An 18,674-nucleotide genomic window follows, 5' to 3' on the forward strand; every position below is an offset into this window, starting at 1 on the left:
CGGGCAATGTGACCTTGACCGATGTGGTGGTAAGCGATCCGTTGACCGGACTGGATGAATTGATTGCAAGTCTTGCTCCTGGTGTGACCGAGACTTACACGACGACTTACACGATCACCCAGGCGGATCTGGATGCGGGTAGCGTGGAGAACACGGCTACGGCTACATACAGCTACGGCGATACTGAATACAGTGAGAGCGATTCTGCGAGCGTGACGGCGGTTCAGGGTCCTGCTATAATGATTGAGAAGAATGCTGAGGTTGAAACTGTCACAGCAATTGGAGAAATTATTAATTATACTCTTACTGTGACTAATACTGGTAATGTGACTTTATACAATGTCCTTATTAGTGATCCACTTACTGGTTTACAAGAAACCGTAGATAGTTTAGCTCCAGGTGAATCTGTAGTCTTTAATACATCTTATACTGTAAATGAGGAAGATTTACAAAATGAATCCTTAGTGAATACCGCTATTGTTTCAGGTAGTACCCCTTCTGGTGAAATTACAAATCATGAAGATTCAATAGAGATACCTTTTGATATCGAAGATATTTCAAACCCAATTCCAAATATCCAAATTGTTAAGAGTGCCAGTATAACTGAAGTTTCAGAAGTGGGTCAGTCAATCATATTTACTTTGACAGTGACTAATACTGGTGAAGAGGATTTGGTTAACGTCACAATTGTAGATGAAATGATTGGATTAAATAGATCTATTGATTTGCTCAAAGTGGGAGAATTTGTAATTATAACTGGAACCTACAGAGTTACAATTGATGATCTTGCTGCTAATGAATCATTCTTCAATTTCGCTACTGCTTCAGGTATTGGAGCTATTTCGGGTACAGATGTTTCTGCAACAGATTTTGTAGAAATAAAAGTTACCTACAATGAAATTGATGCAATAGATGATGATTTAGGAACATATCCTGAGAAATATCAAGGGCCAATAGGCAATATCTTAATCAATGATTTGCTAAATGGGCAAATAGTAAATCCAGATTCAGTAGACTTTGTGATAACGGATTTGGGTGGTTTAGAAGGCTTGATAATTTATTCAAATGGTGATTTTGAATTAATAGGATCACTCAACAAACCAGGTACTTATATTCTAGAATATAGATTATGTGAGGTCAATAATCCTTCAAACTGTGACATTGCATACATCATAGTAGTGATTGAGCCAGATGAGGTAGATCTTTCAATAGAGAAAACAAGTTTTGCCGTAGAAATATTTGAAGGAGATGAGCTTGTATATGAGATTCTTATTAGTAACAATGGTGATACGGAAGCAACTGACGTGAATATCACCGATCAATTGCCTCTGGGAGTCACATATTTGAGCTATGAGATAGTGGATAATCCTGAATCTCTTCAGATTACTAATCAGGTCAATAATTCCAATATAGTTTGGTCGATTCCTATATTCCCAGCCGAAACATCAGTCACTCTCAGATTAAAAGTTAGAGCAAATGACTTATCCGCTGGAATTGAGGAAACCATAACTAATACGGTAAGCGTTTCTTCTCTAGAGCCTGATTCTAATCCGGATGATAATTCTGATCAGGATGTCAATGTGGTTAAGCCATTCTTTATTCCGAATGTTATAACTCCTAATGATGATGGAATAAATGATCTCTGGAGGATCAAAGGAATCAATAAGTTCATTAAGAGAAGAGTGGTCATTTTCAACCGTTGGGGGGATCATTTATATGAAGATGATGATTATCAAAATAATTGGTCAGCCAATGGAATTGTTTCTGGAACCTATTACTATATCCTGTGGACAGAGGATAGGCAAGGAAAGACTCATGAGTACAAGGGATGGATTCAAGTTATCAGAGAGGAGAAAAAATGAGAAGAATAATAAAAATAGGTCTTGGAATTTGGTTGCTAGTGATTTTTACTACCTGCCAAATTCAAGCTCAACAACTACCTCAGTATACTCAGTATATCTTCAATGGATTACATATTAATCCAGGATATGCTGGCTATAAAAATGAAGGCTATCTCCAGAGTACCTATAGGGACCAATGGGTTGCCTTTCCTGGCGCTCCTAAGACATTCACTTTTACTGCTGATTTAAGTGCAAATGATGGGACTATGGGCTTTGGGTTTTCGATGGTAAGTGATAGGCTTGGTCCTACTGAAACCAATTCGTTTAATGCTACTTATGCATATAGAATTCAGACTGGGCAAAGATCTTTCCTAGGCCTTGGAGTGACTGGTGGAGTTTCTCAATACACTTTTGATCCAAATAAATTAAAGCCTGAAAGTGATGGTGATCCATTACTTCCTGAAGGTGTAATAAGATTGTATTCACCTAATTTTAATGCGGGACTCTTCTTTAATACCGACGGGTTTTATGCTGGATTTAGTGCATATAACATGATTGGCAAAAAGTCGATTCTTCGAGAGGACGTAGCTTTAGGTTTTCATGACTTTCATTTCTATTTGACTGCAGGCGGCTTGATTTCCCTTTCCGATGATGTTCAGTTTAAACCCAGTTTTTTACTTAAGCATGTGAAAGGTTCTCCAATAAATTACGATATAAATGCGATGTTCTTGTTTATGGAAACTGTCTGGATTGGAGCTTCCTATCGGTCCAATTTTCAAATGTGGAACGACAACTTGCAAGATGATTTAAGTAGAAGAAATGCAGTGGCTGCATTAGTTGAAATATTTATTGCTCCAAGCTTGAGACTTGGATACGCTTATGATCACTCCTTGAATGCTCTTCAGAGTTTTAAACAATATAACTCTCATGAGCTATCAGTGGGTTATTATTTATTCAAGAAGAGAAACATAATGAAAAACCCAAGATGGTTATGATTATCAAGAAAAACATATTTGTACTTATCGTCATGCTTTTCTTGGCAAGTCTTTCTGCATATGCTCAGAATAGGAATCTTAGATTTGCTGATGATAAGTTTAAATATGAAAGGTTTGGGTTTGCAGCGGATGAATATGAAAAAGCATATTCAAAAAAAGAGAAATATTCTACTGCGTTATTGTTAGCTGAAAGCTATCAAAATATTCATGATTATGAAAATAGCTTCAAATGGTGGAATGAAGTAATTCAGTTTGAGGAATCTACTAAAGAAGATTTCTATCAGTTTCTTATAGCAGGGATGAAATTAGATCCTGAATTTCAACTCGAAGATGTTTTGGCACAAAGTCAATTTAATGAAAATGATTTCCCTGAACTTGATTTAGAATATATTAAATATTTGTATTCAAAGCGATCAAATCTAAAGCTTATTCCATTTGACTCAGTTAATTCGAATGGTTCGGATTATGGTATTGTACAAGGCCTTGGTAATACTATGTATTTTGCAAGTGACAGAGGAGGTGTAATCCCTTCGGAGAAAAAGGCTATTAGGCTTGATGCAAAAAATCAGTTTCAAACAAAAGAAAAATATAATTTCAATGACAGACAGTTTTTCCTTATATATAGTAAAGATAGTTCAGACCACTTAAATGGATTTGATGTTCCTTCAGATGAAGTCTTTCATTTTTCTGATCCATTCTTTGTTAAAGAGAAAAATATTTTATTCTATACTATTACCAGGGGAATTAATAAAGTAAAAAGAAAAAGAGAAATAACTGTATATCCTGAATTATACTATAGCACATTGTCTCTTCAAGAAGAACTTTTAGATCCCAAAGCTTTCCCTTTTAATGACTCACTTAATTACGGGGTAATTTCTCCATTTATTGATTTAGAAAATAAAAGATTATACTTCTCCTCTAATATGGAGGGAGGGTATGGAGGATACGATATTTATTATTCCTCTTTTGATGATAGTCTGAATTTTGAGTCTCCGATAAATCTTGGTCCAGTTATTAATTCCCCTGGAAATGAAAGGGATCCATTCTTATATATAGATAAGCTTTACTTCTCATCTGATGGTCATAAAGGTTTAGGAGGGTTTGATGTTTTCGTTTCAGAAAAAACTGAAAATGGGTTTGAATCAGTTGAAAATCTGGGTATTCCTTATAATTCTCCCAATGATGATTTTTCTTTTAGAAAATATGGAGAACAAGAAATATTTATTTCCTCGGATAGAATGGGAGGGAAAGGCATGGATGATATTTATTATATAGAATCCTTGTATAAATACTTAATAACTAATGTAATAGATTGTCAAGATGTTGGTGTAGATGGATATAGTCTGGAAGTTTTTGATGACACAAATAGAAAATTACTAGAAAGTCAAGTTTTGGCTAATAATAAGAGATTGACCAATCTTGAGCCCAATAGTGACTTTCAAGTTTCGGTTTCTAAGGAAGGATTTTTTTCTATTTCTGATAATACTATTACAACCAAAAATATTCAAGAAGACACGTTGTATAGGAATTATAAACTTATTCCAATTCCCTACCAATTGGGAGTTTATGTGGATATTGTTTATTATGATTTAGATAAGTTTAATATTCGTTCTGATGCACAACAAGCGCTTGATCAGTTGGGTGAATTAATGAATAAATATGACTTTTTAGACTTAGTGGTTTCCTCACATACAGACTCTAGAGCTTCAGATGAATATAATATTGTATTAAGTAACAATAGAGCTAATGCTGTAAGGGATTACTTGTCAAAGTGGGATATATCTCCTTCAAGAATTAGATTGGAATGGTTTGGTGAAAAAGTTCTTACAAATAATTGTGTTGACGGAATAGATTGTCCAGAATTTGAACATCAATTAAACAGAAGGTCTGAGCTTGTTTTGGAATTATTCCCAGATCCAACGGTTCAATATTCCATTCCTAATCAGTTTAAAGAATTTGATATTTGTAATCCTTCCTCAATTCAAAAGTGGTTTTTTGATCAGGTTTATCAACTTCCAACTATTTATTTTGATTTTGATAAATCAATGTTGAGATCTATTCACAAAAAGGAGTTGGAACGAGTTGCATTGATGTTAAAAACCATGCCTAAATTGAATCTTGCTATTAATGGATATACAGATCAATTTGGTACAGATAAGTATAATTTAGATTTATCTATGCGTAGGTCAGAATCTGTAAAAAAATATTTACTATCTAAGGAAATTGAGGCTTTCAGACTTTATGAGTATTCCTTCGGGGAAACGTCCCCGGTTTATGATTGTGGTTTAATGGATTGTAACCATTTCAACCACCAAAAAAACAGGAGAGTAGAATTAAAAATAAACTTTTAATTAATTTTCTTACTATTATGGGTTTAAGATTGAAAATAAGGTATAATTCTAATGTAAATACCAAAGTAACCTATTATGTTTTAGGCAAGGAATTCAATAATATTGATCGAATTGTAAAAAAATTAGATTCCTCATTATTTCATTTTTTGGGAGTCTTTCCAAATATTCAAAGTTTATCTAATGTTTTAACTAATGAAAGAACTAAACCTAATTTAGTTTTTGTAGGCTTCAATGAAATAGACGGGGATTCATTAAAAATAATAAATGGAGTTTCAAGAAGGAATGGGTTTATTATAATATTTTACTATACTGATGAAGCCGATTTTCCAAGAGGTGTAAATTTTGAGTATCACTTGATAAAGATTTAGATCAAATGAAATAAAATACGTTATTATAAATTCTAATTTTTAGATATCCGGTTAATTTTCTTAATAACTTCCAATAATTTTCTTTTCCATAAAAATCAAAAAGGGCTATCCTCGAAGATAGCCCTTTATTCTTGAAATGGGGAAAACTTAATCTACCGTGATTTCTTTGGTTCCACCTGGATAAGTTATAAGAATTGTCTTGTCACAACTGCCTTGGCCATAATCAATAGTGAGCTGGAATCCTCTATAATTAAGTTCCATGAGGCCCGCTGTTGGGATTAAAACGCCTGTTTCCACGCAATCTTGCTTTACTATTAAATCAGAAGAAACAGTGGAAGAATAAGGAAAACCTTCTCGACTTTGTCCATTTGCTGTTCCTGTGATTGAAATTTCATAGCCTGATGCCCCTAATTTCACTACTCTTTCTTGATCGGTATTGTATGTAACGAAGGTATTGTCTGGCCAGGTGACCTGTCCATTTTCCATGCTTACTTTTAGGGTAATTTGATTGTTGACGAGGTCTATAGCTTGGTTTACCAAGGTACGGACACCTGATACTTGCAATCCATTTACTTCATATCCAATAAAATTTGTAGTAACTGTGGCTCCCGGGAATAGGAAGTTTTGATTGTAAGTAATGGTGATTTTCCCTTTTCGAACTATTCCTGAAGGGGAAGTACATCCGTCCCCAAAATCAATAGTGATAATTTTTTGATCATCATTAATATCCACTGAGACTCCTGCACAGATTTTTTCGAATGGATCATTCAGAATACGCCCATTGACTCCAATTGATTGTAGGACAGTCAAGGTGAAATAATCCATATCTTCAGTGATCTGCATGACTTCAAGGCTTTCCTCGACGGCAGACAAATCTGGTTCAGTAATGGTTGGGTCAGAATCTTTATCACAGGACCCTAAAAAAGAGAGTGTGGCAAGAAATAAAAAGACTCGAAAAATTGAAGAGGTAGTTTTCATAATTTCTAAAATTTAATAGATGAAGTTAGGTTTTATTTTTCTGGTTTTCTGAGCTTTGATTTTCTTTTTTAATGCTCTTCCCTCCACATCCAATATTCCTGCCGAAAGGAACATCTTCTGGGAAAATTCCCATGTTTTCTGAAAAATCAGGCAAATCCCATTCTACTTTCTGGCTTACTTTCGGCTTGATTGATTTCTTTTTGCCCATGGTTCTTGGAACGGGTAATGATTGATAACGTTCAAAGCTGAATAAAATTTCCGGAATGCTTTCCCCATATTTGAATATGAATAGGATTTTTGATTTTCATCCGGAAGACCTTCTGGAAAAGGAGAAGGCAATCCAAAAGAAAATAGGAGGCTTTTCTCTTTTGCGACTGGCTCTTTTTGTTGCGATTGGTGCTTTTGCAGTTCTTTTCTTTTCAGATGCTTTTTATTGGATTTTTCCTGCTGGCTTGGCGGTTTGGTCGTTTATTTGGGCCATCCAACAACATAATTTTCTAAAGGACCAAGTCCGGGTTTATCACTCGCTTTCCAAGATTCAACAGGAAAGAGTATTAAGAGAAAGAAGAAATTTGAAAAGCTTGGATTCGGGATCAGAATTTCTAGACAAAGACCATCCATTTTCTAATGATTTGGACCTTTTTGGAGAGCATTCCTTATTTCAATTAGTAAATCACACCCATTCTAATTCAGCCAGAAACCTTCTTGCCTCAAGGCTCAAGAGCCAATTAGATGTAAAAAATGGTTTTAGACTTCATGGAGCTGTTTCCGAGCTGGCTTTGAAAGAGGATTTATTGAGGTCTTTTGAGGCGATAGGAAAGGCGTTTTTTAATGAAAAAGAACAAAAGATTGATTGGAGTGATTGGATGAATCAATCCGTTCGGATGAAGCCTTATCTTCTGGTATTAGGTTGGGTTGGTTTACTTGGGGGTTTAACTACAGGTACTTTAGCCTATTTGGGATTATTTCCCTCTCAATTTCTTGGAATTTGGATTCTCCTTGGACTGCCATTTTTAGGGATGGTATTCAAGGAATTGAAAGAGGCAGGAGATCGGATTCCTTCCCAGACTGTACTAAAAACCTATAAACATTGGCTGTTTTTACTTGAAGCAGAGAAATTTGACAATTCAATTCTTCGAGATCATCAAGACAAATTGATGCTTCCTGAAGGTCCAAGTACTTCAAAACTTCTAGAAGAATTGGACCGTCTTTCTCTTTGGATTCAGAACCGGATGAACCTTCTGTACATTCCTTTGAATTTGTTTTTCTGGACAGACTTGTTGATTTATTATCGCTGGGCTAAATGGAAAAACAATTGGGGAAAAGAGATTGCCAGCCTTCCCGATGAATTGGCTTACTGGGAGCTATTGATTTCCTTGGCAATTTTTGAACGAGAAGAAGCGCAATTAGGAAGCTGGGAGGTTTCGGATAAAATGGAATTCGAAGCGAAAGGGATTTTCCATCCATTACTTGAACCAAAAACAGCTGTAGCGAATGATTTTTCCGTGGATCAATCCGGCAAGCTCATTTTACTTACTGGAGCCAATATGAGCGGTAAAACCACTTTTATGCGCACGCTGGGAATAAATTTGGTTTTGGTGAATTTGGGCTTATCTCCTTTTGCAAAATTCCTTCGGCTTGGAGTCTTTAAACTTTATACCAGTATGCGAAATTCCGATAATCTGGGTCAAAGCATTAGCTCCTTTTATGCGGAATTGAGTCGGATTAAAGGTATGATTGATCGCTTGGAGAACGGAGAGCGACTGTTTTTTCTTTTGGATGAAATCCTAAAAGGCACCAATACAGAAGATCGGATAGCAGGAAGTGAAGCTTTAATTCGGCAGTTAGCTATGCGGGAGTTTTTGGGCATTATCAGTACCCATGATATTGAATTGAGCCGCTTGGAAAGCAAAATTCCATACCTCCGGAATTTCAGTTTCCATTCACAAATTCATGAAAACACCATTGATTTTGATTACCTCATCAAGCCTGGCCCTTGCCCAAGTTTTAATGCTCACAAACTCATGGAATTAATGGGAATCCGGTTTGAAGAGAAATCCTAATTTTTCCTTCGGGCGGAAAGGTGTATTTTTGAGGACAATAAGATCATGAGCCAAAAAAATCAAATTCTCGGAGTCCTCGGTGGAGGGCAGTTAGGTCGGATGCTCATTCAATCCGCCATTAATTACAATCAGGATATTCACATTTTGGATCCGGATCCCAATGCACCCTGTAAGGATTTAGCACAGAAATTTGTCACTGGATCGCTTCGGGATTTTGATACCGTCTACCAATTTGGAAAGGGTTGTGATGTGATTTCGATTGAGATCGAGAATGTCAATACGGAAGCTTTAGAGCAGCTTCAGAAAGAGGGGAAGCGGGTTTTTCCGCAACCTGAAATAATACGACTGATACAAGATAAACGGGAACAGAAACAGTTTTATCGGGATCACGGAATCCCAACTGCCGAGTTTGTTTTGACAGAAGATAAAGAAGAGGTAAAGCAAAATCTTGATTTTTTACCCGCAGTAAATAAATTAGGCAGGGAAGGCTACGATGGACGAGGTGTTCAAATTCTTCGTGATGAGTCTGATTTGGGAAAAGCTTTTGATGCCCCGGGATTATTGGAGAAACTGATTGATTTCGATAAGGAAATCGCTGTGACTGTCGCTCGGAATTCCAAAGGTGATTTGGTTGCCTATCCAGCCGTGGAGTGTGCTTTTCATCCTACGGCTAATTTGGTAGAGTTCCTTTTTGCCCCAGCGAGTATTTCACCCGAAATTGAGAAAAAAGCACAGGAAATTGCTCGAGAGGTTATTTTAAAGTTAGATATGGTTGGGATTTTGGCAGTAGAGATGTTCGTGACTAAGGACGGTGAGGTTTTGGTAAATGAAATCGCTCCTCGCCCTCATAACAGCGGACATCATACGATTGAAGCCAATTATACCAGTCAATTTGAACAACACCTTCGCTCGGTGATGAACTGGCCTCTAGGAGATACAAGCCTGCGATGTCCAGCAGCTATGATCAATTTGCTAGGAGAGGGAGGTTATCAAGGAGAAGCCTACGTTGAGGGGATGGAAGAGGCAGTATCGGAAAAAGGCGTTTACATCCATTTATACGGAAAGAAGCTTACCAAGCCTTTCCGAAAGATGGGGCATGTCACGGTACTCGATGAAGACGTAGATAATTTGAAAAAAAGAGCCCATTACATTAAGAACTTAATCAAAATCAAAGCATGAACCCACAGGTAGGAATCATCATGGGCAGTCAGTCAGACCTTCCGGTTATGGCTGAAGCCGCACAAATGCTGGAAGAACTCGGAGTACAATATGAATTAACCGTGGTGTCAGCACATCGAACTCCGGATCGGATGGTTGAATATGCCAGATCAGCTCGTGATCGTGGTTTGAAAGTCATCATTGCAGGTGCAGGTGGTGCCGCCCATCTTCCTGGAATGGTTGCTTCCATGACAAGTTTGCCGGTAATCGGAGTTCCTGTCAAGAGCTCGAATTCCATCGATGGTTGGGATAGTATTCTTTCAATTTTGCAAATGCCGGGAGGAATTCCAGTCGCTACTGTTGCCTTAAATGGAGGGAAAAATGCCGGTATTTTGGCAGCTTCTATGGTAGGAGCTTTTGACGCTGAAGTTGGGGAAAATGTCGATGCCTATAAAAAAAGCCTTCAGGAAAAGGTAGAAAAATCCGCTGAAGAGATTGAAGAAAAGGGCTGGAAGGCCATTCTGAAAAAATAATTTCCCTGCCACCAAGGATCTTTAGAAATGGATTGGAAGCGAATTGTTCGGTTTAAGATTGGTGGGGAATTATGGGGAGTGCCCTTGCATGTAATTCTATTAATGGCATTGATCACCCTTATTCTTATGATTGGAGGAGCCTATCTGGGATTCCGTTTTGGCTCTAATCAAATCAATCCGTAAAGATTCCCCAGCCATCATCAAATTTCTGATTGGGATCAAATCCCTTGATCCATTCAATGAACAGTTTCCTATATTCTTCTATGGCTGTACGTAGTAATTCCAAATGTTCTTCAGCATGCGTTTCTTCCATGGCTAGTTGATAGGTCATGGAGTTAAGACTTTTTGCATGAATTTTCATTAGAGTAGCCTTTTCCATTTTTATCACATAATCCGGAATCGATTCAGCTCCCGCAAACTTGGCGCTCATCACCATTGCATCTTCCATCATGATGCTGCCATAAAGTTCTTTCCGGGCTTCATCCAGGCTCCCTACCAAAGCTCGTGTAAGTCCTACGATTTCCTTGGCTTTTTTCATTAAAGGGTGTTGATAGATCCGGTCTTGCTGTTTTTGAAAATCAAAATCTTCATCTCCATCGAAGTCCGGATCTTCATCATCAAAATCATCCCACATAGGAAAATTGTATTCTATTAAAAAGGTAATTGATCTTCTTCGTCCGCGTGGAAGGTATCCACATCAAGCGGGCCATTTTCAAAAGTTTGAGTTGAATTCGTATCTGAAGCCTTTTCTATTCGATAGGCTTTGACATCAGTGTACCATCTGCCGTTATATTCGCGGCTTTCTACATCGATACTTAATTTTACTTCCTCTCCTACAGAAATAGGAAATTGATCGATTTTATCTCCCCAAAGTGCTACACAAACCTTTTTTGGGTAATTACCTGGTGTTTCAATGATAAACTCCTGCTTGCGCCAGTTATTTCCTGATTTTGAGTTTCCGCTAACCTCCTGTAATTTCTGAATTACTTTTCCGCTCAGTTCCATAATGCATATTTAATTTCAATCTTCGAAGTTAAGGAATGACTTGGTAAAGACCTTAGCTAGAAAGAAGAATTCCCTTAGAAAAAGCCTTTCGAATTTTCTTTTTTGGCACCTTTATTGAACAAATGGATTTCCCTTTTCCAATATTCTAGATTAAGGATTTTTGAAAATGCCAATGAAAATTTGGTTTAATTTTAATCTTTCAAAAAATCCCCAATCTGGTTTGTGAGGAATAGGTGAAAGGCTTATTTTTAATATCCTGTTTTAAAAAAAATCTGAAATCTCGATAACCCCTATACTATGGCTTAGACTTTTACGTTGTTGATAAACTATAAACAATGAATAAGCGAATAGGACCAAGAGATGCTGAGCTTATTGCTCAGTACAGAAATGGCAATGAAGCCGCGTTTGATCTTTTAGTAGATCGATACAAAACCAAAGTTTATACTACCATATTGCTGATCGTGAAGGATCAGGAACTTGCCGAAGATCTTCTTCAGGATGTGTTCGTGAAGGTGATTAATATCCTTCATTCGGATAAATACAATGAAGAAGGGAAGTTTCAACCTTGGATTATGCGAATTGCGCATAATCTGGCAGTTGATCATTTTCGGAAGGCAAGGCGCTATCCTGTCATTATAATGGAGGATGGTTCGAATATTTTCAATTCGCTTCGCTTTTCAGAAGGGAATGCAGAAGATGAGCAGGTGAAAGAGGAGGAAGTGGCCTTGATAAGAAGATTAATCGATGAATTGCCTGAAACTCAAAAGCAGGTGTTGATCATGAGACATTATATGGACATGAGCTTTCAAGAAATTGCCGACCAAACCGGAGTAAGTATCAATACGGCTCTAGGAAGAATGCGGTATGCGCTGATTCATCTACGGAAAAAAATGAAACAACTAAATTTTGCCTATGATAAAACCATTTACCCCAAATGACCTGATTAGATATATCTATCAGGAAATGCCGGAGGTAGAACAAGAACTCTTAATGCAGGCCTTGCACGATGATGAGCATCTGATGCAAGAATACTTGGAAATGCTGAGCACTATAGAGCAACTGGACCAAATCCGACTCCTACCTTCCGAAAAAGTAGTAAAGGCGATCAAATCGAAAGCCAAGTCTACGGGACTTCAAAAAGTCTAAAGATCCGGTAACCCTGTCATCACGGCAGGGTTTTTCTTTTTAATCTAAAGCACCGATGAAAGCTGAAATATCCGAAATAATGGCTGCATAGGTGGCTGGGTTAAAACCATGCCCCTGTCCTTCAAATATTTGATATTCATAAATCACACCCTCTTCTTGTAGTTTGGCGGCCAGTAAATCACTTTGGGAAATAGGAACAACTGTATCCACAGTACCGTGGAAAAAGGCAGTAGGTGGAGATGAAGGTTTGATAAAATTGACTGGGCTGGATTGAAAATAAGCATCTGGGTTGGTTTGAGGGCTACCATTCAAAAGGGCTGTTAATCCAGATTGGGTAAGAAAATTGAAATCATAAAGAGAAGTCAAATCAGTCGGAGGGAATAATGCCATAACTGCTTGAATGTCTCCTACTTCTTGATGTTTGTAAGCATGCAACAAAGCCAAATGCCCCCCAGCGCTTGCTCCGGCTAGGTAAAGCTCATCACTTACATTCCAACTTACCCGATTAGCCAAGACATGCTGTACAGCAGCAATCACATCATTTTCTTGTGTCGGAAATCGATTGGAATTTGTAATAAAATCAAAGAGGCGATAATTGATTGCCACAAAAGCAAAGTCAGGTAGAGCTTGTTCAAAGGCAGTTTTGAATTGCAAAAATTCCTCCTTGCTACCATCAATCCAGGCTCCGCCGTGGATATAGATCATGATCGGCGTATTTTCCAGGCTTCTTCCAGCCGGCAAAAAGACGTCCATGACCTGTCTTGCATCTTGACCATATGAATTATCGAATAGTTCAAGGGCTGGTAATGGACCATCTGGAATTGGATCGTCGTTGGAGCTACAGCTCGAGATGATTAAGATCCCTATGAAAAATGAATAAGAGGCTAAGCGCTTTAAAAAGATGGAAAAATCGAATTTTTGCATTTTAGAACCATTTGATAAGTGACTTGATGATTTGTTTGGTTTTCATCCCATAAGGTGGTCTGAGAAGTGTCGTGTTATTGGGTCCGATTCGTTGTTTTAAGATCCCTTTTTCATTGCTGAAAGCTAAAAAACCGAAATGGCCATGCGCTTTTCCAATCCCGCTGTTATTGACACCGCCAAAAGGCATCTCATTGTGCAAAAAGTGGAGGACACAATCATTAATGACAGCATTTCCCGAACTGGTTTGCTGAAGCACCTTTTCATAGCTTTTGCTTTTGTCGAAGATGTAAAGAGCTAAAGGCTTGGGCTTTTTGTTGATATACTGAACAGCTTCTTGAAGGTTTTTATAAGTTAAAATTGGCAATAAGGGACCAAATATCTCTTCTTGAGCAACGAGCATATCCTCTTCGATTTCAGTCAGCAAGGTCGGTTCAATAAATCGATGGTGAGGAATTGATTTTCCTCCAAATTCGATTTTAGCTCCCTTTTCTATCGCATCATCTAAATAGGATTTTAAGCGTGAAAAATGTCTTTCATTGACGATTCGCGCCATATCCTGGCTGTGTTCTAATCCTTTGAACTGTGGATCGTACATTTCCTGTATGGCCACTTGAAGTTCGGCTAGGAGTAATTCCTTTCTGTCTTCATGTACCAAAATGTAATCGGGAGCCACGCAGGTTTGTCCGCAATTGACCAATTTTCCATAAATGATTTTTTGCGCAGCATCCTTTATATCCGCTGATTCGGTAATGATGCAAGGGCTTTTCCCACCAAGTTCCAAGGTTACTGAAGTGAGATGCTTTGCTGCATGCTCCATGACGATTTTTCCTATCTGCGGACTTCCTGTAAAGAAAATATGGTCAAATGGAAGAGATAGAAGTGCTTGTGCTACTTCAGCATCCCCTTGAAATACCTGTACTTCACTCTCAGAAAAAATCTCTGAAATCATTTTAGAAATTAAAGAAGAAGTGGCAGGGGTAAGTTCAGAAGGCTTAATTACAGCAGGGCAGCCAGCCGCAATAGCCGAAACAAGTGGGCCAATAGCCAAATTGAATGGATAATTCCATGGCGCAATAATTAAGGAAACACCTTTTGGTTCAAACAGAATTTTCGCCTTTGTCCCAAGCATAGGCATTGGAGTGGAAAGCGATTTGGGCTTCATCCAGGATTTCAGATACTTGATAGAATGATTGATCTCGGAGGTTACCGGAAAGATTTCCGAGAGATCCGTCTCTACTTCTGATTTTCGGAAATCATCCCAAAGTGCTTCTCGGATATCACTTTGATGGTTTTTGATCCAGGTTCTGAGTTTTTTCAAGCGATTTATCCTTTCTGATGCGGTGGAGCTTCTCCACGCGACAGCAGTCTTTTGTAATAAGGCTAGGCTAAGTTGGATTTCGGTGAATTCTGAGATTTCCATGGTTTGATTTTTCTATCAAAAAGAAAGATAAAAAAAGTAGTCGAAAAGCCTCCCTGAATTTTTTGAATCAGGCCAAAATCATTGAATGAAAACACGGTAAAAACCAGTATTTAAGGATTGTTTAATCAGATTGCTCAAACATTAAACAGAATTGTAAAAAATATCAACAAAAAATACTTTCATAAATAAAAAAATGCATTTCGTATAAAAATAATCACCTAAAAAATTTGGATAAACTGCAAAAAAGTGTACATTTACTACATAAAAGTGACTGGTTTTGGCAAAATCAAGAGATTTTACAAAAACTGGCAAAATAGTTAGCGAAAGGGGGTGGTTGGATCGGTAAAAAAGAGCTCCAAATCACCATAAATCAAGAGAGTATAGCGACACAATTACCAAAGAGAAATTTAAATCTTAACGATATGGAGGGCTCATCCAAGTATCAATTTAACCCCACTACTCCTTCGGGTGATTTTTTTAGTTGGGTGAAAAATAGATTTACAGTCCAGCTATCAGGGTTTTCCTGGCTTTTTATTTTTTTCTTGTTTATCCAAACAAATGCATTTGCTCAAACGGCAAGTGATCCGGTGACTGTATTAATGCCAAAAGGAGGTTTTGAAATTGATGGAAACCTGCTTCCCAGTAACAATTTTTCTCCTTTTAAAAAGGGAGGGGATTGGATTAATTCCTTAAAAACAGCATCCGATAGTGTTGTTTTTTATGACAGTTTGGGGACTATCGTTCCAATAGAAAGAATAACAACTTTTAGATCGATTGACCTTTTTGGTAATGGATCTGGCGATAACATTCTATCTGGAAAAGCAAATGAAGATCCTAATAATTGGTCTTGGTCAATTGGTAATGCAACAGGTAAAGGTGATATTAATAATGCTTATCTACACATAGGTCAGGATGATCAGGGTAACCAATGGTTGATTGTAGGCGCCGATAGAAGAGAAACAAATGGTGCCTCCTATTTGGACTTTGAGTTTTTTCAGGCTACAACAGAGTTAACCTTTCCTGATGGAGGTGGAAATGTAGTTAGTACTGGTCCTGATGGAGGCCGTACTCAAGGGGATCTTCAGATTTCAATTACTTATTCAAATGGTGGTTCCAATCCAATTATTAAAGCATTTAGATGGGGCGAATCGTCTCCAGGAGCAGGGGATTGGGATTATTATGAAGATACTCAAGTTGACTACCATGCATTTACTAACCAAGTTGATGGTGTAGAAAATCCATTTGGTGCTTTTGGCGCATTTGAATATTCGAGTTATCAGTTTGTAGAAGCGGCAATCAATGTTCAATCATTTTTGGATGGAGAAGGAATTCCATGCCAAGATTTGACAATTGGTTCTGTTTTGGTAAAAACAAAAAACTCAGGATCCTTGAGTGCGGAATTAACCGATCTTATATTTCCTATTGAAGCAAGTTTGGTTTTTGGAGATGCTGCTATTTCATATGAAGGCCAAGATTTTTGTGGGGACTATGCGTATGTAACCCAAACTGGCGTACAAGGAGGAACATACTCTTATAAAGCAGTGGGACATTTAGGTGACTTAGTTTGGGCTCCTACTCCAGCTTTTCCTGCGGGCACCATTGACTTAAATGCGAGTGCACCAGGTGAATATGAGATAACTTATAGTTTTACGACTGGTGGCTGTGACAAAAAGACAAAACCTCTTACGATTATTATTCCTAAGAATGGAATTGAACCTGTGGTTTTAAACTCAGAGTTCTGTTCAGGTTCAGGAATTCAGGCTTATGACGTAACATCCGCTGGAAATGATTATACACTTTTATATTATGATACTGAAACTTCAAATACTCCTCTAGGCTCTATTCCTTCAGTTGATACCGATGCTTCTGCGCCAGGCACTTATTCGGTTTGGGTAAGTCAGATAAAAGATGGCGAATGTGAAAGCCCAAGAGTAGAAGTAAGTATTACAGTTCAAACCTGTTCTATAGCCTTGGTAAAAACAGGTACTATCGATATGACTGTGGTAGCGCCTAATGATAGGGTTGATGAAGGTGATGTGATTAATTATTCGTTTATAGTTACTAATTCGGGTACTTCACCTATCAATGATGTTTCTATTACTGATCTTAAAGTAACTGTTTCGGGAGAGCCTATTGCCATTCTTGCTCCTGGAGGAGTTGACAACTCTACTTTTACTGCTAGTTATACTTTAACTCAAGCGGATATTGATGCAGGTACATTTACTAATACTGCAGAAGTTTCCGGAACGACATTGGGCACTCCTGTTTCTGCTACTGATGACGATGTTCAGACACTTTTTCAAAATAAGGCCTTAACCTTGGATAAGCAGGTTGTATCCGGCGATCCTTATACGTCAGTTGGGGACCAAGTGGTCTATGACTACGTAATCACAAACAGTGGTAATGTGACTTTGGCCGGTCCGTTCAGTGTGACTGACGACAGGATTCCAAACATTGCGGACGTGAACGGTCCATTGGCCCCAGGAGCAAGCGTAACTGCTACAGGCACCTATACCATTACCCAGGCCGATTTGGATGCTGGCTTTGTAACCAACATAGCATCCGCAAGCGGTAACGGGGTTACTTCGAATGAGGATACTGAGACTGTAAATGCAACGCAGAGTCCAGCCTTAACCTTGGATAAGCAGGTTGTATCCGGCGATCCGTATGCATCAGTTGGGGACCAAGTGGTCTATGACTACGTAATCACAAACAGTGGTAATGTGACTTTGGCCGGTCCGTTCAGTGTGACTGACGACAGGATTCCAAACATTGCGGACGTGAACGGTCCATTGGCCCCAGGAGCCAGCGTAACGGCTACAGGTACCTATATCATTACACAAGCTGACCTGGATGCTGGCTCTGTAACCAACATAGCATCCGCAAGCGGTAACAGTGTTTCATCGAATGAGGACACTGAGACTGTAAATGCAACGCAGAGTCCAGCCTTAACCTTGGATAAGCAGGTTGTATCCGGCGATCCGTATGCATCAGTTGGGGACCAAGTGGTCTATGACTACGTAATCACAAACAGTGGTAATGTGACTTTGGCCGGTCCGTTCAGTGTGACTGACGACAGGATTCCAAACATTGCGGACGTGAACGGTCCATTGGCCCCAGGAGCCAGCGTAACGGCTACAGGTACTTATATCATTACCCAATCTGACCTGGATGCTGGCTCTGTAACCAACATAGCATCCGCAAGCGGTAACAGTGTTACATCGAATGAGGACACTGAAACAGTAAATGCATACCAACTTCCAAGTATTGAACTAATCAAAGACGGAGATTTTAATGATGAGAATGGTAATAATATAGCAGATGTTGGTGAGACGATTAGTTACAATTTCACAGTAAACAACACGGGTAATGTTACTCTAACTAATATTACTATTTCGGATCCATTGGTAAATGTCATTGGTGGGCCGATAAGTAGTCTAGCTCCCGGAGTTTCCAACAACTCAACCTTTACAGCTCAATATGTACTTACCCAGCAGGATATTGATTTCGGGAGCTTTACCAATATTGCAACCGTAAGCGGAACTGCTCCAAACCAGGCAATTGTAATTGATGAAGATGAGCATAGTGAATTCTTTGTTCCTACTCCTGATATTGAAATCAACAAGACAGCTGCACCAAATTTGGTGAATGCAGCGGGTAAGGAAGTGACTTACACCTTGACGGTGACCAACACCGGAAACGTGACCTTGACCAATGTGACGATCACGGATCCTTTGACGGGCTTCAACGAGAATGTGGGAACCCTTGTGCCGGATGCAGTGGTGGTAAGACAGACAGTCTACAATGTCACTCAGGCGGATATCGATAACGGTTCGATTCTAAACGTAGCTACGGCTACAGGAACCAATGGACAGGCTCAAGTATCTGACGA

General features: G+C 38.6%; 17 protein-coding genes. 11 read left to right on the forward strand and 6 right to left on the reverse strand.

Annotated elements, in window-relative coordinates; translation table 11 throughout:
- From NY014_RS12190 to NY014_RS12205, 4 genes are all read left to right on the forward strand, one after another.
- Positions 1 to 1,862 (forward strand): DUF7507 domain-containing protein (locus NY014_RS12190; protein WP_259414854.1); only part of this gene is annotated, 1,862 nt, incomplete at its 5' end.
- Positions 1,859 to 2,836, forward strand: a complete 978-nt coding sequence (locus tag NY014_RS12195) for a PorP/SprF family type IX secretion system membrane protein (protein ID WP_259414855.1) — start codon at positions 1,859 to 1,861, stop codon at positions 2,834 to 2,836. The genes NY014_RS12190 and NY014_RS12195, both read left to right, overlap by 4 nt.
- On the forward strand, positions 2,833 to 5,187 hold the full coding sequence (locus NY014_RS12200) for an OmpA family protein (RefSeq protein ID WP_259414856.1): 2,355 nt from the start codon (positions 2,833 to 2,835) through the stop codon (positions 5,185 to 5,187). The genes NY014_RS12195 and NY014_RS12200 overlap by 4 nt, the downstream gene beginning before the upstream one ends.
- Positions 5,188 to 5,204: 17 nt before the next feature.
- A complete protein-coding gene (locus NY014_RS12205; RefSeq protein ID WP_259414857.1) occupies positions 5,205 to 5,555 on the forward strand; it encodes a hypothetical protein in 351 nt (116 codons plus the stop codon).
- Between the two features lie 147 nt (positions 5,556 to 5,702).
- On the opposite strand, the gene NY014_RS12210 is transcribed toward NY014_RS12205, so the two are convergent.
- Together NY014_RS12210 and NY014_RS12215 are read right to left on the reverse strand one after the other, a co-directional pair.
- Positions 5,703 to 6,533: a hypothetical protein gene (locus NY014_RS12210; RefSeq protein ID WP_259414858.1), complete on the reverse strand. Its 831-nt coding sequence runs from the start codon at positions 6,531 to 6,533 to the stop codon at positions 5,703 to 5,705.
- 25 nt (positions 6,534 to 6,558) lie between these two features.
- Positions 6,559 to 6,741, reverse strand: coding sequence for a hypothetical protein (locus NY014_RS12215; protein ID WP_259414859.1), 183 nt, complete (start codon positions 6,739 to 6,741; stop codon positions 6,559 to 6,561).
- 55 nt (positions 6,742 to 6,796) lie between these two features.
- On the opposite strand from NY014_RS12215, the gene NY014_RS12220 reads away from it, so the two are divergent.
- The 4 genes from NY014_RS12220 to NY014_RS12235 are packed head-to-tail and all read left to right on the forward strand — an operon-like array spanning position 6,797 to position 10,470.
- Complete coding sequence (locus NY014_RS12220; protein ID WP_259414860.1) at positions 6,797 to 8,596, forward strand: MutS-related protein; 1,800 nt, start codon at positions 6,797 to 6,799, stop codon at positions 8,594 to 8,596.
- A gap of 45 nt (positions 8,597 to 8,641) precedes the next feature.
- The gene (locus tag NY014_RS12225; protein WP_259414861.1) at positions 8,642 to 9,775 is read left to right on the forward strand and encodes a 5-(carboxyamino)imidazole ribonucleotide synthase; all 1,134 of its coding nucleotides are present in this window, start codon (positions 8,642 to 8,644) and stop codon (positions 9,773 to 9,775) included.
- Positions 9,772 to 10,287 carry a 5-(carboxyamino)imidazole ribonucleotide mutase gene (gene purE, locus NY014_RS12230; protein ID WP_259414862.1) on the forward strand — a complete coding sequence of 172 codons (516 nt, stop codon included), beginning with the start codon at positions 9,772 to 9,774 and terminating at the stop codon, positions 10,285 to 10,287. Before NY014_RS12225 ends, purE begins: the two co-directional genes overlap by 4 nt.
- A gap of 27 nt (positions 10,288 to 10,314) precedes the next feature.
- Positions 10,315 to 10,470, forward strand: a complete 156-nt coding sequence (locus tag NY014_RS12235) for a hypothetical protein (RefSeq protein ID WP_259414863.1) — start codon at positions 10,315 to 10,317, stop codon at positions 10,468 to 10,470.
- On the opposite strand, the gene NY014_RS12240 is transcribed toward NY014_RS12235, so the two are convergent.
- Positions 10,460 to 10,921, reverse strand: a complete 462-nt coding sequence (locus NY014_RS12240; RefSeq protein ID WP_259414864.1) for a hypothetical protein — start codon at positions 10,919 to 10,921, stop codon at positions 10,460 to 10,462. The genes NY014_RS12235 and NY014_RS12240 overlap by 11 nt on opposite strands.
- A gap of 17 nt (positions 10,922 to 10,938) precedes the next feature.
- Positions 10,939 to 11,292, reverse strand: coding sequence for a DUF3127 domain-containing protein (locus NY014_RS12245; protein ID WP_259414865.1), 354 nt, complete (start codon positions 11,290 to 11,292; stop codon positions 10,939 to 10,941).
- A gap of 335 nt (positions 11,293 to 11,627) precedes the next feature.
- Between NY014_RS12245 and NY014_RS12250 the strand changes: the two genes are divergently transcribed.
- Entirely contained in the window at positions 11,628 to 12,230 is a 603-nt protein-coding gene (locus tag NY014_RS12250) for an RNA polymerase sigma factor (protein ID WP_259414866.1), read from the forward strand.
- A complete protein-coding gene (locus NY014_RS12255; RefSeq protein ID WP_135071634.1) occupies positions 12,205 to 12,438 on the forward strand; it encodes a hypothetical protein in 234 nt (77 codons plus the stop codon). Before NY014_RS12250 ends, NY014_RS12255 begins: the two co-directional genes overlap by 26 nt.
- A 39-nt stretch (positions 12,439 to 12,477) precedes the next feature.
- On the opposite strand, the gene NY014_RS12260 is transcribed toward NY014_RS12255, so the two are convergent.
- Both NY014_RS12260 and NY014_RS12265 read right to left on the reverse strand, forming a co-directional pair.
- The gene (locus NY014_RS12260) at positions 12,478 to 13,362 is read right to left on the reverse strand and encodes an alpha/beta hydrolase (protein WP_259414867.1); all 885 of its coding nucleotides are present in this window, start codon (positions 13,360 to 13,362) and stop codon (positions 12,478 to 12,480) included.
- Between the two features lies 1 nt (position 13,363).
- Positions 13,364 to 14,782, reverse strand: a complete 1,419-nt coding sequence (locus tag NY014_RS12265) for an aldehyde dehydrogenase family protein (RefSeq protein WP_259414868.1) — start codon at positions 14,780 to 14,782, stop codon at positions 13,364 to 13,366.
- A gap of 422 nt (positions 14,783 to 15,204) precedes the next feature.
- Between NY014_RS12265 and NY014_RS12270 the strand changes: the two genes are divergently transcribed.
- The coding region (locus tag NY014_RS12270; protein ID WP_435520637.1) for a DUF7507 domain-containing protein at positions 15,205 to 18,674 on the forward strand (3,470 nt) is incomplete at its 3' end.

Origin of the sequence: Algoriphagus limi, assembly GCF_024919275.1 — a bacterium.
GTDB lineage: Bacteria > Bacteroidota > Bacteroidia > Cytophagales > Cyclobacteriaceae > Algoriphagus > Algoriphagus limi.

What these genes read in the sequence shown, in the direction of transcription:
- NY014_RS12260 (WP_259414867.1), bottom strand. Translation starts at nt 13,362, where the DNA reads ATGCAAAAATTCGATTTTTCCATCTTTTTAAAGCGCTTAGCCTCTTAT.
- NY014_RS12195 (WP_259414855.1), top strand. Translation starts at nt 1,859, where the DNA reads ATGAGAAGAATAATAAAAATAGGTCTTGGAATTTGGTTGCTAGTGATT.
- NY014_RS12265 (WP_259414868.1), bottom strand. Translation starts at nt 14,782, where the DNA reads ATGGAAATCTCAGAATTCACCGAAATCCAACTTAGCCTAGCCTTATTA.
- NY014_RS12245 (WP_259414865.1), bottom strand. Translation starts at nt 11,292, where the DNA reads ATGGAACTGAGCGGAAAAGTAATTCAGAAATTACAGGAGGTTAGCGGA.
- NY014_RS12215 (WP_259414859.1), bottom strand. Translation starts at nt 6,741, where the DNA reads ATGGGCAAAAAGAAATCAATCAAGCCGAAAGTAAGCCAGAAAGTAGAA.
- NY014_RS12225 (WP_259414861.1), top strand. Translation starts at nt 8,642, where the DNA reads ATGAGCCAAAAAAATCAAATTCTCGGAGTCCTCGGTGGAGGGCAGTTA.
- NY014_RS12205 (WP_259414857.1), top strand. Translation starts at nt 5,205, where the DNA reads ATGGGTTTAAGATTGAAAATAAGGTATAATTCTAATGTAAATACCAAA.
- NY014_RS12235 (WP_259414863.1), top strand. Translation starts at nt 10,315, where the DNA reads ATGGATTGGAAGCGAATTGTTCGGTTTAAGATTGGTGGGGAATTATGG.
- NY014_RS12250 (WP_259414866.1), top strand. Translation starts at nt 11,628, where the DNA reads ATGAATAAGCGAATAGGACCAAGAGATGCTGAGCTTATTGCTCAGTAC.
- NY014_RS12200 (WP_259414856.1), top strand. Translation starts at nt 2,833, where the DNA reads ATGATTATCAAGAAAAACATATTTGTACTTATCGTCATGCTTTTCTTG.
- NY014_RS12255 (WP_135071634.1), top strand. Translation starts at nt 12,205, where the DNA reads ATGATAAAACCATTTACCCCAAATGACCTGATTAGATATATCTATCAG.
- NY014_RS12210 (WP_259414858.1), bottom strand. Translation starts at nt 6,533, where the DNA reads ATGAAAACTACCTCTTCAATTTTTCGAGTCTTTTTATTTCTTGCCACA.
- NY014_RS12240 (WP_259414864.1), bottom strand. Translation starts at nt 10,921, where the DNA reads ATGTGGGATGATTTTGATGATGAAGATCCGGACTTCGATGGAGATGAA.
- NY014_RS12220 (WP_259414860.1), top strand. Translation starts at nt 6,797, where the DNA reads ATGCTTTCCCCATATTTGAATATGAATAGGATTTTTGATTTTCATCCG.
- purE (WP_259414862.1), top strand. Translation starts at nt 9,772, where the DNA reads ATGAACCCACAGGTAGGAATCATCATGGGCAGTCAGTCAGACCTTCCG.